This is a genomic window from Roseburia rectibacter (assembly GCF_014287515.2).
Classification (GTDB): Bacteria; Bacillota; Clostridia; order Lachnospirales; family Lachnospiraceae; genus Roseburia; species Roseburia rectibacter.
On the sequence record NZ_CP092473.1, the window covers coordinates 742,323 to 758,266 of the forward strand.

Genomic DNA, 15,944 nt, shown 5'->3' on the forward strand with positions numbered 1-15,944 from the left:
CTATAATAAATACACGAAGGAGCACTCTTTATGACCGAACAAAAACAACGACGAAAACCTCGCAAATATACAGATGAATTTAAACAGCAACTGGTGGAACTATATCGTTCCGGCAAACGCAGATGTGATATCTGCCGTGAATATGACATTGCTACTTCCCTGTTTGACAAGTGGGTAAAGCAGGCATCCAATTCCGGTTCTTTCCATGAAAAAGATAACCGGACTCCGGAGCAGGAAGAACTGATCCGGCTTCGGAAAGAAAACCAGCAGTTAAGAATGGAAAATGATATTTTAAAACAAGCGGCGCTGATCTTAGGACGAAAGTAAATGTGATTAAAGCAAATGCCCACAAATACTCTGTATCAGCAATGTGTCGCGTCCTACAGGTAAACAGAAGCACCTATTATTATGAAGCAGCAGCAAAAAAAGATGAATCAGAACTCACTGCAGACATTCAGGAAATTTTTAGAAAAAGCCGGAACCATTATGGTACACGAAAGATCAAGAAAGAACTGGCTGATTGCGGGAAACAGGTATCAAGACGCAGGATTGGACGGATTATGAAACAGGAAGGTCTGGTATCAAGCTATACTACAGCACAGTTTAAACCGCAAAAAGACAGATGTAATGAATCAAAAGTAGAGAATGTGTTGAACCGACAATTTCAAAACCAGCCATACCGCAATGTAGTGGTAAGTGATTTGACCTACGTAAGGGTAGGAAACCGCTGGAATTATATTTGTGTACTGATTGATCTTTTTAACAGGGAGATTATTGGATACAGTGCAGGAGAACATAAAACAGCAGAACTTGTAAAACAGGCATTTATGAAAGTAGACGGAAATCTGTCGGAAATCCATATTTTCCACACAGACCGTGGAAATGAATTTAAAAACGAGACAATTGAAGAACTGTTAGAAACGTTCCATATGGAACGCTCCCTGAGCCATAAGGGATGTCCTTATGACAATGCAGTGGCAGAAGCTACGTTCAAGATTATAAAAACAGAATTTGTATGGAATGAAACATTCCATACGCAGGAAGAACTGAAGATAAAACTATGGGATTATGTAAACTGGTATAATCATCACCGCATACATTCTTCCTTAGGGTATCAAACGCCTGTACAATATCGGAAAAATAACCTAAAAAAATTTGTCTGAAAAAGTGTTGACAATCCAACGAAAACCGTAAAAGTGCGTGTGCTTGATCTGTTGGATACGACAAAAAAAGAACAGGCAAAAGATTTATTTGAATATATAGCATAAAAACAAAGACCTTCTAATATATTTAGAAACGGTGATAGATATTTCCGCTAATAAGTATCAGGAGGTCTTAGGATGGATGATAGAAATACAAATGTGACAAAGTCACATAAAGTACTGCTTGCAAACCGCAAAAGCGGGGCTTTTTCCGGAGTTGTGGACGTGTTGTCATTTGATGTGGCAGAAATTCTGTTAGAAACAGAACTTGGTATGCTTTTGATAAAAGGGCACGATCTCCATGTGAATCGTCTGACTTTGGAAAAAGGCGAAATTGATATTGAAGGAAGAATCGATTCCCTGACTTATTCCGATATCAAAAGTACAGGAAAACAGGCAGAATCTATTTTAGGGAGATTGTTTAAATGATGGCTGTCAGCGCGGCGATCAGTGAACAGGCAGCCTCACTTGGAGTATCCATACTGATTGGCGGAGCATTGTTTCTTTTGTATGATATCCTGCGTATTTTTCGCAGAATCGTGCCCCATGGGAATTTCTGGATCGGCATGGAGGATTTTGTATACTGGATCTGCTGTACGGCAGTGGTTTTTGTGATGTTGTATCGGGAAAATGACGGCATGGTGAGAGGATTTTCCATAGGTGGAATCGTGCTTGGCATGCTGCTCTACTATCTTCTGCTCAGCCGTTTTGTCATACGGATCAATGTGATGGTCTTTGGGGCGGTTTTTGGTCTGCTCGGCAAAATATTTGGTACTATTTTACTACCAGTCAGAAAACATGGGAAAAAAATTATACATTTTTTTAGAAAACGATTGAAAAAAGTGTGCAGAGCAGTTAAAATTGGGTTATGTAAACTATAGTCTGACGGTATGTTTGCGAAAAACAGTCAGGACAGCGGTATATCAGATGGAAGGAAACAGATATGGCAGGTAGGGGACGTCGAAAAAAGAATAATAACAGAGCAGGCAAGCTTTGTATTGGATTGATCGTCATTGCATTTGTTGCGGTAATGTCTGTTCAGATCATCCGGGTTTACCAGAAGGATCAGGAGTACATACAGCAGGAAGCATCACTCCAGAAGCAGTTAGAGGATGAAACTGCAAGGGGAGAACAACTGAGCAATTATGAGACATATACAAAGTCCCAACAGTATGTGGAAGATACTGCAAAGAGTAAATTAGGACTTGCCTATGATAATGAGATCATCTTCAAGGAAGCGAAAAAATAGATTACAGATAATGATTAAAAAACAGTTCCATGATGTGCGGATAACGCATCTGGAACTGTTTTTTTGTTTACTTATTTTGCGATAGCGTCGATTTTTTCAAGTTCTTCTTTGGAGAAAGAAGTATGTCCGATGATACCGATATTGTCTAAGATCTGTTCCGGTTTTGAGGCACCGATCAGAACACTTGTCACATGATCGTCCTTTAAGATCCAGCTTAATGCCATCTCTGCAAGTGTCTGACCACGTTCTCCTGCCAGTTCATTTAATGCTTTGATCTGAGCCAGGCGTTCCGGCGTTAAGGAAGATTCATGTAAAAAGCGGCCGTCCTTTGCAATACGGCTGTCTGCCGGGATACCGTTTAAGTAGCGGTTGGTCAGCATACCCTGGGCTAAAGGTGAGAAGGCGATGATACCTTTATGAAGATCATGCGCAGTTTCCTTTAGGCCGTTATTTTCGATGGTACGGTCAAAGATCGAATAGCGGTTCTGGTTAATGATGAACGGGCATTTTAAGTCATTTAAGATAGCTGCCGCTTTCTTTAAGGTTGGTCCATCATAGTTAGAAAGTCCGGCATAAAGTGCCTTACCGCTTTTTACGATGGAATCAAGAGCCCCCATTGTCTCTTCAAGCGGTGTTTCCGGGTCCATGCGGTGATGGTAGAAAATATCGACATATTCAAGTCCAAGTCTCTTTAAGCTCTGGTCTAAACTTGCGATCAGATATTTACGGCTTCCCCAGTTGCCATAAGGTCCCTCCCACATATCATAACCGGCTTTTGTACTGATCAAAAGCTCATCACGGTAAGGCATAAGATCATCTTTTAAGATCTGACCGAAATTGCGCTCTGCACTTCCGTAGGCAGGACCGTAATTGTTGGCGAGATCAAAGTGGGTAATGCCGTGATCAAAGGCGGTGCGGCACATTGCCTTCATGTTGTCATAACATCCGGTATCACCGAAATTGTGCCATAATCCCAAAGATACGACCGGAAGTTTTAATCCGCTTGCTCCACAGCGGTTATACTGCATGGTTTCATAACGTTTACTGTCTGCTGTATACATTTTATTCCTCCCATGAAACGTTTTATATAAGATGTAATAATGAATTATACCATATAACGTGAATAAGGTGTGATGGCATTTTGAAATTCCTAAAAATAATCAACTGTTTTGAACTCCCTCGAAAGGATATCAAAAAAGGAATTTTGGCGAAAACTTTTTTGAAACCGGGCTTTTCTTTGACAAAGATTTTTGTTCCTGACTCCTATAATGGGATGCACCCGAAAAAATCAGCCGGATGAGATCCGGTGGATGGCGGGGAAAATAAGAAAGTGTAAGGAGACAGTAAATGAAAAAGACCAGAATCAGACAAATGATATTCAGTATACTTGGGAGCCTGGTATGCAGTGTCAGTGTGATGGGATGTTATCCGCTTGTGCCCGCATATTTTACGGCACTTTATTTAGAGCAGGTAAACGGAGTCATGCTGCTTGCGTTTATGTACATAGGAATGACCATATTTATGCCGCTTACCGCTGCGGTAAAATATGGAGTAACACTGATCGTTATGATTGGTGCTGTAAAGCTGATCGAATGGGCAAATGAAGGATGTCCTGCATTTTTAGCAGGTGTGATGGCGGGGCTTACCACACTGATCTTATCGTTTTGCGGGAGTCTTCTGGAATGGAAAAACCAGCCGGCTGGTGCGGCGGTATTTTTAGAGTCTATATTTATATTTGGTGCAGTGATCCTTTTAAACCGCAGCATTCATTTCCTGATGGAGTGGACACCTGTGCAGCAGAAAACGGAGGATCTGCCGGAGACAGGAAATGGCGAGCGTTTAAAAAATTATGCGGAATCTTTCCAGGGACTATCTCAGATTTTCTTAAATATGAGCACAGGAAAAGAAAAATATGCAGCGGACGAGCTTGGCAGGGTACAAAATGAGCTGACCGGAAAAGTCTGTGCTTCCTGCGATTCCTGCACACTTTGCTGGGAGAGGGACTGTACACCGCTTTATGGGATTTTGTCCTCGATGATCACCTCAATCTGGCAGAAGGGGGAGCCGGGAGCAGAAAATGAGGCAGAACTGAAAAAGTATTGTGCAAAAAGCCGGGATATGGTGGAGGAGGCAGTACGTGTATTTGAACGTGTTAGTTTAAATCATGCATGGTACAACCGGCTTTTGGAAAACAGGCAGGTGATTGCGGAACAGCTTGATGCCATGGCATATATCATGCAGGACTGTGCAAGAGAAGAACGCGTGCTTGATGCGCAGGAGAGGAGGGCAATCTCCGAGATACGCTACCGTGCGAAAGAGAAGGGAATCTCGATTGAGGAGATTCATCTGATCGAGACATTGGATGGCAGGTTAAAACTGAGTGCGACTTTAAAAAGCAGAAGGGGAGGGTGTATTGCTTTAAAATCATTTGTGACCGCGGCAGAACATGCTTTAGGAAAGCAGATGCGTGCAGCGGCAGATACGAAAACTTTTATTTCGAGGGAACCGGTCAGTTATGTTTTTTATGAGGATACGGTGTACCGCAATGTGCAGGGAATTGCGAGAGTCAAAAAAGACGGGGCAAAAATATCGGGAGATAATTTTTCTTTTCTGGAGTTAGAGCGGGGGGAATTCCTTCTTGGACTTTCTGACGGCATGGGTTCCGGAAGCATGGCATGTAAAGAGAGTGAGATGGTATTAGACCTTGTTGAGCGTTTTTTAGAGGCAGGTTTTTCTGTAGAGACAGCGATCCGCATGATGAATTCTGCGATGGTCATGAAAGGAGCAGATGATCTGTATTCCACAGTTGATCTCTGCAAGATCAATCTGTATACAGGAATGGCAAGGTTATATAAGATCGGTGCGGCGGCAACTTTTATAAAGAGAGGAACGGAGGTGGAATGTATTGCTTCACAGAGCCTGCCGGTTGGAGCACAGGTACAGATGGATATTTCCACGCAGGAAACAAAACTCATGGGTGGTGATTTTGTTGTCATGGTAACGGATGGTGTGTTAGAATATCTGCATGTAAAGAAACCGGAGGATACCATGCAGGAGATCATAGAGAGCATACAGACGAATAATCCGGGGATACTGGCAAAGAAGATCATGGAGCGTGTGATGCTTTTTACGGGAGGAAAGGCTAAGGATGATATGACCGTGTTAGCGGCATGTATATGGGAAAAATAAATGACAGAAGATGTATTAAACTGGATCAAAAAAGAAAAACTGATGACAGAAGGGGATACCGTGATCGTAGGGCTGTCCGGTGGGGCGGATTCTGTGGCACTTTTGCTGGTGCTTTTGGAATTGCGCGAAAGAATCGGATACACGCTTTTGGCAATACATGTAGAGCACGGTATCCGGGGAGGAGAGAGCAGGAAGGATGCAGCGTTTGCAGAAGAACTCTGCAGACAAAAAGGGGTTCCATGCAGGATATGTCCGGTCAGTGTGCCGGAATATGCGGCTGCGGAGGGACTTGGCATTGAGGAAGCTGCGAGGATACTCCGTTATGACTGTTATCAAAAGGAGGCAGAGAAACTTAAGAAAAACGGAGCGGGACATGTCTGCATTGCCCTTGCACATCATGCAAATGACAATGCAGAGACGGTTTTGTTTCAGATGGCGAGAGGGAGCGGAATCCATGGAATGTGCGGAATGCACCCGAAGCGTGTACTTGCAGGAGACATTTCCATTGTGCGTCCGCTTCTTTGTGTTTCAAGAAAACAGATTGAGGAGTACCTTGATAAAGCCGGTCAGGAGTACCGGACAGATGGCACTAATCTGGATATAAATTACAGCAGAAACCGTATCCGTCACTGTGTTCTGCCGGAACTGTTAAAGGTCAATGAACAGTCGGTTTCCCATATCAATCAGAGTGCACTGCTTTTACAGCAGGCAGTTGATTATATGGAACAGGAGACTAAAAAGGCAATGCAGACATGCTGCGCTTTTACAGATGGCGCATATACTATTTTAAAAAATGAGTGGCAGCAGTATCCTGATATCATCCGGCAGGAGATCGTTCATGCGGTATTAGGAAAAGCATCTGGCAGCAGGAAAGATATCGGTATGGTACATGTGCAGGATGTCTGTGCCCTGATGGAAAAACAGACCGGACGTGAGATCATGCTTCCATATCAGGTGACGGCATGCAGGGTCTATGAAGGGGTAAGACTGCGCCGTGGGGAAATCCAAAAGGATGCCGGGGGAGCATGGAAGAAGCTGGAACCTGAAGATAAAAACGAAAATGTCCGGCCGGTTTATAAGCTCACAGAGACAGATTTTGCAAAATTAGAAGCGGGAGAAACGGTAACGATCACATTGCCGGATGCCAGTGTGAGCCTCAGACTGCTTTTATTTTCGGGAAAAATTGACGAAATTCCTAAAAATCAGTATACGAAATGGCTGAATTATGATAGGATAGAATGTGGCTTGCAGTTTCGGAGCCGGACATCCGGAGATTATCTGACGGTGGATGATGCAGGACACAAAAAGAAATTAAAGAGCTATTTTATTGATGAAAAAATACCGCAGATAAAAAGAGATCACATATGGCTTTTAGCGCAGCAGTCGCATGTGTTATGGGTCATTGGCGGGCGGATCAGTGCCGTCTGCAAAATAAAAGAAGATACAAAAAGGATCCTGGAAGTAAGGATCGACGGAGGAAATTATCGTGAAGATTAAAAACATTAATGTTCATTTTACGGAAGAAGAGATTGACAAGAAGATCAGGGAATTAGGTGCAAGGATCAGTGAGGATTACGCAGGGGAATCTGTATGTCTGATCTGTATTTTAAAGGGAGCATCTTTCTTTACCTGTGAGCTGGCAAAAAGAATCACCGTACCGGTGGAAGTGGAATTTATGTCAGTTTCCAGTTATGGTTCCGGCACAGAATCCAGTGGTATCGTAAAGATCGTACAGGATTTATCAACCAGTATTGAAGGAAAAAATGTTATTGTTGTTGAGGATATCATCGATACAGGAAGAACTTTAAGTTATCTTTTAGAGAATTTGAAAACAAGAAGTCCAAAGAGCGTTCGTCTGTGTACACTGCTTGACAAACCGGACCGCAGGGTTGTGGATGTAAAGGTTGACTATGTCGGATTTGAGATACCGGACGAGTTTGTAGTAGGTTATGGCCTTGATTATGATCAGCAGTACCGTAATCTGCCTTATATTGGATTTGTGGAGATAGAGGAATAAAGGAGAAATAGGATTGAATAATAAGAGAAGCGGTTTTAGAGGATTTGGAGTATATCTGATATTAGTGCTTGCTGTCATTGCAATCTGGTACTGGCTCGACGGTAACAATGTGACCAATACTTATACGAGGCAGCAGTTTGAGACGGCGTTAGCAGAGGGTAAGGTGACACAGGTTAATGTGGTACCGAACCGTGAGGTGCCTACGGGAAGTGTGAACATTACATTCAGCGATTCGAGTACGCAGGTGATGCTTGTCTCTGACGTAGCAGAGATTGAGCAGTATATGCGGGAAACCGGATTTAAGACCTATACGGTACAGAATCCGCCGGAGGAGAGCTGGCTTTTGACACTGCTTCCATATCTGATCATTTTTGCTGCGATGTTCATTTTCTTTATGATCATGACAAATCAGGCGGCAGCAAATTCAGGTGGCGGAAGCAAGATGATGAATTTTGGAAAGAGCCGTGCGAGAAGGATGAGTGATGATCCGGCGAAACGTGTGAAGTTCTCGGATGTGGCAGGATTGCAGGAAGAAAAAGAAGAGTTAGAAGAAATCGTTGATTTCTTACGCGCACCGAAGAAATATACACAGCTTGGTGCGAGAATCCCCAAAGGTGTACTTTTGGTGGGACCTCCTGGTACCGGTAAGACATTGCTTGCAAAAGCGATCGCAGGAGAGGCGGGAGTACCATTTTTCTCTATTTCAGGTTCTGATTTTGTAGAGATGTTTGTCGGTGTCGGTGCATCGAGAGTTCGTGACCTTTTTGAGGAAGCAAAGAAAAATGCACCGTGTATCATTTTTATCGATGAGATCGATGCAGTTGCAAGACGAAGAGGAACAGGTATGGGCGGCGGTCACGACGAGCGCGAGCAGACCTTAAACCAGATGCTTGTCGAGATGGACGGATTTGGCGTGAATGAAGGCATTATTGTCATGGCTGCGACCAACCGTGTGGATATCTTAGATCCGGCGATCATGCGTCCGGGACGTTTTGACCGTAAAGTTGTTGTGGGTCGCCCGGATGTGCGCGGAAGAGAGGAGATCCTTTCCGTTCATGCAAAAAACAAGCCTCTTGGCGATGACGTTGACTTAAAACAGATCGCACAGACAACAGCAGGATTTACCGGTGCAGATCTTGAAAATCTTCTGAATGAAGCTGCGATCGTTGCGGCAAAAGATAACCGTGCCTATATCAGACAGGATGACATCAAGAAGTCCTTTGTAAAAGTCGGAATCGGTGCGGAGAAGAAAAGCCGCGTGATCTCTGACAAGGAAAAACGTATCACGGCATTCCACGAATCCGGTCATGCAATCTTATTCCATTTATTACCGGATGTAGGACCTGTTTATTCTGTTTCGATCATTCCGACCGGAAGCGGCGCTGCAGGATATACCATGCCTTTGCCGGAAAAGGATGAGATGTTTAACACGAAGGGCAAGATGTTACAGGATATCGTTGTATCACTTGGCGGACGTGTGGCGGAAGAACTTGTATTTGATGACATCACGACCGGGGCATCACAGGATATCAAGCAGGCGACCCAGATGGCAAAGGCCATGGTCACTAAATATGGTATGTCTGATAATATCGGTCTGATCTGCTATGACAATGATGATGATGAAGTATTCATCGGACGTGATCTTGCACATGCCAGAGGATACAGCGAGGGTGTAGCAAGTGCGATCGATCAGGAGATCAAGCGTATCATTGATGAATGTTATGCGAAAGCAAAGCAGATGATCACAGATAACCGTGATGTATTAGATGCCTGTGCAAACCTTCTGTTAGAAAAAGAAAAGATCAGCCAGCAGGAATTTGAAGCATTATTTGAGAAGTAATTGTGCAGATTTTTCTGTTACGCTCAAAATATGGTACCAAGGTACTGTACAATATGTATAAAAACAACTATAAAAAATTGTGAACTTTGTGCACACTTATTTGCGGGGGCATGCTATTATAATAACCGTAAAAACCCCCCAATACATTATATATAGTTTTTGCTATACCCCATAGTAAAAATACCTTCTCCTAAAAATGGAACCTGACCCCAGGTTTCATTTTTTTTGTCTATAACCGGATTATCTCCGGATCAGATCAACATTACATAATTGAAAAAAATTTCCAATTATATCTTGACACATTAGCGAACTAAAGTTATAATCCTAGTAATCTTATAGGAAATATATGAAAAGAAAAAACAGCTACAGAAGACACAGATTTTACATATGCATGATGCAGGTTTTACGGAGTGGAGGGACAATGAGAAAGAGGATGGCAGCAATCCTTGCGGCAGTGATGCTTGCAATGGGGACATTCGCCGGATGCGGCAGTGTGGCAGATGCGGATACAGTAGAGATCGTCAATGTTTCCTACGATCCGACCAGAGAATTATACAAGGCCTACAATACCATGTTTGAACAACACTGGGAAGAACAGGCAGGGCAGAAAGTAAGGATCATCCAGTCTCATGGCGGTTCCGGAAAACAGGCACTTGAGGTTGCAAACGGACTGGACGCAGATGTGGTAACACTTGCATTAGAAGGTGATATCCAGACAATCTCCGATTCCGGGCTGATCGATCAGGGTTTTGTATCAGAGTTTCCGGATGACAGCGCTCCTTATACTTCAACAATTGTTTTTCTTGTGCGGAAAGGCAATCCAAAACAGATCAAAGACTGGGATGATCTGCTCAGATCAGATGTCAGCGTTATTACTCCGAATCCAAAGACGTCCGGTGGAGCGAGATGGAATTATCTTGCAGCATGGTACTATTTTGAGAGAAAGGGCGAGAGCGAGGAAGAGATTACGGAGCATATGAAGACGTTATATCAGAATGTGCTGGTTTTGGATTCTGGTGCACGCGGTTCCACAACGACATTCATTGAGAATGGTCAGGGCGATGTTTTAATTGCATGGGAGAATGAAGCATTTTTATCCATGCAGGAAGAGCCGGGGGAATATGAGATTGTTGTTCCATCGGCATCGGTACTCTGTCAGCCGACCGTGGCAGTTGTGGATGAAGTGGTTGACCGGAGAGGCAGCAGGGCTGTGGCAGAGGAATACTTAAATTATCTGTATTCGGATGAGGCACAGAAACTTGTGGGAGAAAATTATTACCGTCCGGCAGATCCAGATATTGTAAAGGAATTTTATACAGAGGAAGGAACACGTGAGATCGCAGAAATTCCTTCCGATGGAAAATGGATGGTGACGGATGTTGATCTGGCAGATATCAGTCATTTTGGGGGATGGAATACAGTGATAGAGAAACATTTCTCAGATGGCGGGATCTTCGATACAATCTATGAACGTAACAGATAATGATGAAGGGGGCAGGATTCATATGAAAAAAAGTAAAAATAAACGAGTGATCCCCGGATTCGGGCTGTCATTTGGGATCACCATAACAATGCTTGGACTGATCGTTATTATTCCGTTATGTTCGCTGGTTATATTTTCTGCGAAACTTTCACCGTCAGAATTTATTCAGACGATCACAAGACCGCGTGTTTTATCCAGTTATGCAGTCAGTTTTTTTACCGCATTTGTGGCGGCAGCGATTGATGCAGTTATGGGTATGATCATTGCATGGGTGCTTGTAAGGTATGATTTTCCGGGAAAAGCGATCATGGACGGCATCATAGAACTTCCATTTGCGCTTCCGACTGCAGTGGCGGGCATCGCACTGACACATCTGACTACGACGGAAGGCTGGGTAGGAGCATTTTTTCAGAAGTTTGGAATTAAGATCGCATATACAAGACTTGGAATCATCGTAGCACTGGTGTTTATCGGAATCCCGTTTGTTGTGCGGGCGGTGCAGCCGGTTCTGGAAAAAATAGATATCCAGTACGAGGAGGCGGCAAATATCCTTGGTGCAAACAGCAGACAGACCATGTTCCGCGTAATCTTACCGGAAATCTTACCGTCTTTGATCGCCGGATTTACGATGTCTTTTGCAAGAGGACTTGGCGAATACGGAAGCGTAGTGTTCATTGCGGGAAATACGCCTTATGAGACGGAGATCGCACCGCTTATGATCATGTCAAAACTTCAGGAATTTGATTATGCGGGTGCAACCTCGATCGCCCTTGTGATGTTAGCGGCAGCATTTGTGATTCTTTTTATCAATGCATGGCTGCAGAGCAGGGCATCGAAGATTGTCAGCGGTATCGCATAATATTGCAGGTGCATGGATATTGGCACAACATCTGTCAGATTTTATCAAAATCAGATAAAAGGAAGGAGAAAAGCTATGGAGATCAGAAAAAATTCGGGACCACTCAAATGGATCCTGATCGGCATCAGTGCTTTATTTCTTATAGTGATGCTGATACTGCCGCTCACATATGTCCTTGTAACTGCATTCGGGGAAGGCATCAAGGTATTTGTGGCAGCAGTTACCGATTATTATGCATTAAAAGCGATCGGGCTTACATTAGAAGTAACGCTGATCGCTGTGGTGGTCAATACCATCTTTGGAATTGCAGCATCCTGGTGTATCACGCGGTTCCAGTTCCATGGAAAAAAGATATTGTCCACGCTGATCGACCTTCCACTTACAATCTCACCGGTCATTGCCGGACTGATCTATATCCTCACATTTGGACGGCAGAGTATTCTTTATGAGTATCTGCGGTCAGCGGGGATCAAGATGATATTTGCAGTACCGGGAATCGTGGTAGCAACCGTGTTTGTGACATTCCCATTTATTTCAAGGGAGATCATACCGGTGCTTTCCACACTTGGTACGGATGAGGAAGAGGCGGCAGCGCTGATGGGGGCAAATGGTTTTACGATTTTCCGGAAGATCACTTTTCCACATATCAAATGGGCACTGCTTTATGGAATCGTCCTTTGTACAGCAAGAGCAATGGGAGAGTTTGGTGCGGTGTCTGTTTTATCAGGACATCTTCAGGGAAAAACAAATACTATGCCGCTTTACATTGAACTTTTATATCAGGGTTATGATTTTACGGGTGCGTTTGCAGTATCGGCGATTCTGGTGTGTATGGCAGTCGTGATCTTAGTGCTTCGCAGTGTGTTAGAGCATAAGGGAAAAGAAGCGTAAAAATGTTACCGGAAGTACTTGACAGAGAATAGAAGGAACAAAAAAACAGATAATGCAGCATGGAAATGGAGCAGGTTATGGCGGAACAAAATTATGTAGAACTTAGGCAGGTGAATAAAAAATATAAAGATTTTCAGGCATCCGATGATATTAATTTTGGAATCGGAAAAGGAAAACTGATCGGTCTGCTTGGACCAAGCGGCAGTGGAAAAACAACGATCCTTCGAATGCTGGCAGGATTAGAACATGCGGATTCCGGTGAGATCATCATTGATGGAAGAGTTGTCAATGATGTGCCTGCGAGTGAGCGTGGAATCGGGTTTGTATTCCAAAATTATGCATTGTTCCGCTATATGACCGTATATGATAATATAGCATTTGGACTGGATGTAAAAAAATGGAAAAAATCGGATATCAAACGACGTGTTGATGAGTTAGTCGAGTTAGTCGGGTTAAAGGGATTTGAGAAGCGTTATCCGAACCAGTTATCCGGTGGACAGAGACAGAGAGTTGCATTTGCGAGAGCCTTAGCACCGAATCCGGAACTTCTTCTTTTAGATGAACCGTTTGCAGCCATTGATGCAAAAGTGCGTCAGGAGCTTAGAAGCTGGCTTCGGGAGATGATCACGAGAGTCGGTATTACCAGTATCTTTGTCACGCATGATCAGGATGAAGCGATTGAGGTTGCCGATGAGATCATCATTACCAACCACGGACACATCGAGCAGGCGGGAACTCCGATTGAGATATACAGCCAGCCGAAGACGCCATTTGTCACAGAATTCATGGGTAGTCCGACAAGGATCAGCAACATCACGAGTTTTCATGGATATGAGCAACTGGGTGAAGGTTTTCATGCTGTGGTAAGACCGGAGCATGTGAGTGTCACAAAGGAAACAGAGCAGAGCCGTTTTTCTTCTTCTGTGGAGGAAGGTGTTGTGGAGCGTGTGATGTTCCGTGGCAGAGAGGTAGAACTTCATGTGAGGGTACATGATGTGCTGCTTGTGGCTAACCGGAGATTAGAGGAGACTCCGATCACGGAGGGCGAGCGTGTCAACGTATTTATCTATCAGGTGTTTGCGTTCTTAGCAGACGAGGCGGGAATGCAGAATGTACAGATTGTAGAAAATGCCAATATCGAAACAGAGAAGCTGTTCTATATTTAAGGAGTCAGGAGAATAGAGATTATATGAAAACAGAAATCATTACATCAGATGTGCTGATCATTGGGGGTGGAACCTCCGGTTGTTACGCGGCACTGACGATCGCAGAGCAAAGACCGGAACTTAACGTTGTGATCGCAGAAAAAGCCAATATTATAAGAAGCGGCTGTCTTGCAGCAGGAGTGAATGCGTTAAATGCATACATTACAGAGGGGAGAAAGCCACAGGATTATGTGGACTATGCTACAAAGGACGCCAATGGCATTGTAAGAAGTGATCTGCTGCTCTCCATGTCGCAGGGATTAAACCGTGTGACAGCAAGGTTAGAGGAATTAGGACTTGTTATTTTAAAAGATGAAAATGGAAAATATGTGACAAGAGGCAACCGGAATATCAAGATCAACGGAGAGAACATCAAACCAATCTTAGCGGAAGCAGTGAGGGCACAGAAAAATGTGAAGGTCATCAATCACGTGAACATCACAGATTACATTACTGTGCAGGATCAGGTTACCGGGGCATACGGTTTTGATGTCAATGAGAAAAAGGCATATATTTTTTCAGCAAAAGCCATTCTCTGTGCGACCGGTGGTGCGGCAGGACTTTACCGTCCGAACAATCCGGGATTTTCGAGACATAAGATGTGGTATCCGCCGTTTAATACAGGAGCCGGATATGCGATGGGAATTTTAGCCGGAGCAGAGATGACGACCTTTGAGATGCGTTTTATAGCACTCCGCTGTAAAGATACGATCGCACCGACCGGAACGATCGCACAGGGAGTCGGGGCAAAACAGATCAACTCACTTGGGGATGTCTATGAAACAAAATACGGCATTACGACAGAGGAACGTGTCTACGGTACGGTTGCAGAGAATCAGGAAGGCAGAGGACCGTGTTACCTGCATACGGAAGGAATCAAAGATGAGCAGGGCAAAGATCTGTTAAAAGCATATTTAAATATGGCACCGAGCCAGACTTTAAAATGGATCGAGAGTGGAAAAGAGCCGAATGAGCAGGATGTCGAGATCGAGGGCACTGAGCCTTATATCGTGGGTGGCCATACCGCGAGCGGTTACTGGATCGACGATGCGAGAAGAACCACCTTGAAAGGACTTTATGCAGCCGGAGATGTTGCAGGAGGATGCCCGCAGAAATATGTGACAGGAGCGCTGGTGGAGGGCGAGATAGCGGCGGAAACGATCTTAAAGGATCTTGAACTCGCAGATGCAGATCTGCAGTCAGAGGAAGAATTAGAAAAGCTGGCAGAAAAAGCAGACCGGGAATATGAAGCCTATTTTGCGGAGAAAAAATCATTCTTCGGTACGGAGCAGGTCGAGGAGGCAATGCAGAAGGTTATGGATGCCTATGCAGGTGGAATCGGAACCAATTACCGCTACAATGAAAAACAGCTTAATATCGCAGAAGAAAAAATTGACCAGCTTTTAGCACTGACAAAAGATCTGACCGCAAAAGATACAGATGATCTGTTACATATTTACGAGGTAAAGGAACGTTTAGTCGTATGTAAAAGTGTGATCGCACACTTAAAGGCGAGAAAAGAGACACGCTGGCGCGGTTTCGGACAGAATATGGATCATCCGGGAACAAAAGAAGAATGGAACAGGAAGGCAGTTAATTCCGTTTATGAAAATGGAAAGATCAAAATTCTGCTCCGTGATCTGGCACAGACACCGGATTTTGGTCAGAAAGGAGGCACCCTGTGAGCATAGCGATCAATAAAAGTAAATGTGTAAAATGCAGACGCTGCATCGAAGTATGTCCGGGAAACCTGATCAAGGCAGATGAAAACGGCAAGGCATACATCAAAGAGCCAAGAGACTGCTGGGGCTGCACATCCTGCGTCAAAGAGTGCAGGGCAGAGGCAATCGATTTCTTTTTAGGAGCCGACATCGGCGGCAGAGGCAGTACCTTAACCACCAAAGAGGATGGAGACTACCGCCTCTGGACAGTCACTGCCCCCGACGGCAGTCAGACCGTTATACAGATCAATAAAAAAGATGCCAATAAATATTAAAACACAGCAAAAT

At 44.1% G+C, this 15,944-nt stretch carries 15 protein-coding genes and 1 pseudogene; 15 read left to right on the forward strand and 1 reads right to left on the reverse strand.

The window, feature by feature from the left end; genetic code table 11:
• Positions 1-30 precede the first annotated feature (30 nt).
• From H8S51_RS03530 to H8S51_RS03550, 5 genes and pseudogenes are all read left to right on the forward strand, one after another.
• Positions 31-1,163 (forward strand): IS3 family transposase gene (locus H8S51_RS03530; RefSeq protein WP_118772524.1). Its coding sequence is split into 2 segments (ribosomal slippage): positions 31-298 and positions 298-1,163, totalling 1,134 coding nucleotides; the frame shifts between segments, so codons are not numbered across the junction.
• Between the two features lie 18 nt (positions 1,164-1,181).
• Positions 1,182-1,268, forward strand: a pseudogene (locus H8S51_RS18380) (RNA-binding S4 domain-containing protein); the annotation flags it as partial.
• A gap of 72 nt (positions 1,269-1,340) precedes the next feature.
• Positions 1,341-1,631 carry a sporulation protein YabP gene (gene yabP / locus H8S51_RS03540; protein WP_186899324.1) on the forward strand — a complete coding sequence of 97 codons (291 nt, stop codon included), beginning with the start codon at positions 1,341-1,343 and terminating at the stop codon, positions 1,629-1,631.
• The gene (gene yabQ / locus H8S51_RS03545) at positions 1,628-2,083 is read left to right on the forward strand and encodes a spore cortex biosynthesis protein YabQ (protein ID WP_186899325.1); all 456 of its coding nucleotides are present in this window, start codon (positions 1,628-1,630) and stop codon (positions 2,081-2,083) included. Before yabP ends, yabQ begins: the two co-directional genes overlap by 4 nt.
• Before the next feature lie 62 nt (positions 2,084-2,145).
• On the forward strand, positions 2,146-2,451 hold the full coding sequence (locus tag H8S51_RS03550) for a septum formation initiator family protein (protein WP_118209878.1): 306 nt from the start codon (positions 2,146-2,148) through the stop codon (positions 2,449-2,451).
• Positions 2,452-2,522: 71 nt separating this feature from the next.
• On the opposite strand, the gene H8S51_RS03555 is transcribed toward H8S51_RS03550, so the two are convergent.
• Positions 2,523-3,512, reverse strand: coding sequence for an aldo/keto reductase (locus tag H8S51_RS03555; protein ID WP_117919950.1), 990 nt, complete (start codon positions 3,510-3,512; stop codon positions 2,523-2,525).
• 286 nt (positions 3,513-3,798) lie between these two features.
• Here H8S51_RS03555 and H8S51_RS03560 point away from each other — a divergent pair, with 286 nt between their 5' ends.
• The 10 genes from H8S51_RS03560 (at position 3,799) to H8S51_RS03605 (ending at position 15,931) form a co-directional block, all read left to right on the forward strand.
• Positions 3,799-5,640, forward strand: a complete 1,842-nt coding sequence (locus H8S51_RS03560) for a SpoIIE family protein phosphatase (protein WP_186899326.1) — start codon at positions 3,799-3,801, stop codon at positions 5,638-5,640.
• A complete protein-coding gene (gene tilS, locus H8S51_RS03565; RefSeq protein WP_186899327.1) occupies positions 5,641-7,137 on the forward strand; it encodes a tRNA lysidine(34) synthetase TilS in 1,497 nt (498 codons plus the stop codon).
• Complete coding sequence (hpt, locus tag H8S51_RS03570) at positions 7,127-7,657, forward strand: hypoxanthine phosphoribosyltransferase (RefSeq protein ID WP_117919956.1); 531 nt, start codon at positions 7,127-7,129, stop codon at positions 7,655-7,657. The genes tilS and hpt overlap by 11 nt, the downstream gene beginning before the upstream one ends.
• A gap of 13 nt (positions 7,658-7,670) precedes the next feature.
• Positions 7,671-9,497, forward strand: a complete 1,827-nt coding sequence (ftsH, locus tag H8S51_RS03575; protein WP_207724021.1) for an ATP-dependent zinc metalloprotease FtsH — start codon at positions 7,671-7,673, stop codon at positions 9,495-9,497.
• A 421-nt stretch (positions 9,498-9,918) separates the two neighbouring features.
• The gene (locus H8S51_RS03580) at positions 9,919-10,980 is read left to right on the forward strand and encodes a sulfate ABC transporter substrate-binding protein (RefSeq protein ID WP_186899328.1); all 1,062 of its coding nucleotides are present in this window, start codon (positions 9,919-9,921) and stop codon (positions 10,978-10,980) included.
• A 22-nt stretch (positions 10,981-11,002) separates the two neighbouring features.
• Positions 11,003-11,839 (forward strand): sulfate ABC transporter permease subunit CysT, encoded by an 837-nt coding sequence (cysT, locus tag H8S51_RS03585; RefSeq protein WP_186899329.1) that lies wholly within the window; start codon positions 11,003-11,005, stop codon positions 11,837-11,839.
• A gap of 75 nt (positions 11,840-11,914) precedes the next feature.
• Complete coding sequence (gene cysW, locus H8S51_RS03590) at positions 11,915-12,730, forward strand: sulfate ABC transporter permease subunit CysW (protein ID WP_117920110.1); 816 nt, start codon at positions 11,915-11,917, stop codon at positions 12,728-12,730.
• Between the two features lie 77 nt (positions 12,731-12,807).
• A complete protein-coding gene (locus H8S51_RS03595) occupies positions 12,808-13,896 on the forward strand; it encodes a sulfate/molybdate ABC transporter ATP-binding protein (protein ID WP_241070876.1) in 1,089 nt (362 codons plus the stop codon).
• Positions 13,897-13,919: 23 nt separating this feature from the next.
• Entirely contained in the window at positions 13,920-15,620 is a 1,701-nt protein-coding gene (locus H8S51_RS03600; RefSeq protein WP_186899331.1) for an adenylyl-sulfate reductase subunit alpha, read from the forward strand.
• Positions 15,617-15,931, forward strand: coding sequence for a 4Fe-4S dicluster domain-containing protein (locus H8S51_RS03605; protein ID WP_186899332.1), 315 nt, complete (start codon positions 15,617-15,619; stop codon positions 15,929-15,931). The genes H8S51_RS03600 and H8S51_RS03605 overlap by 4 nt, the downstream gene beginning before the upstream one ends.
• Positions 15,932-15,944 lie beyond the last annotated feature (13 nt).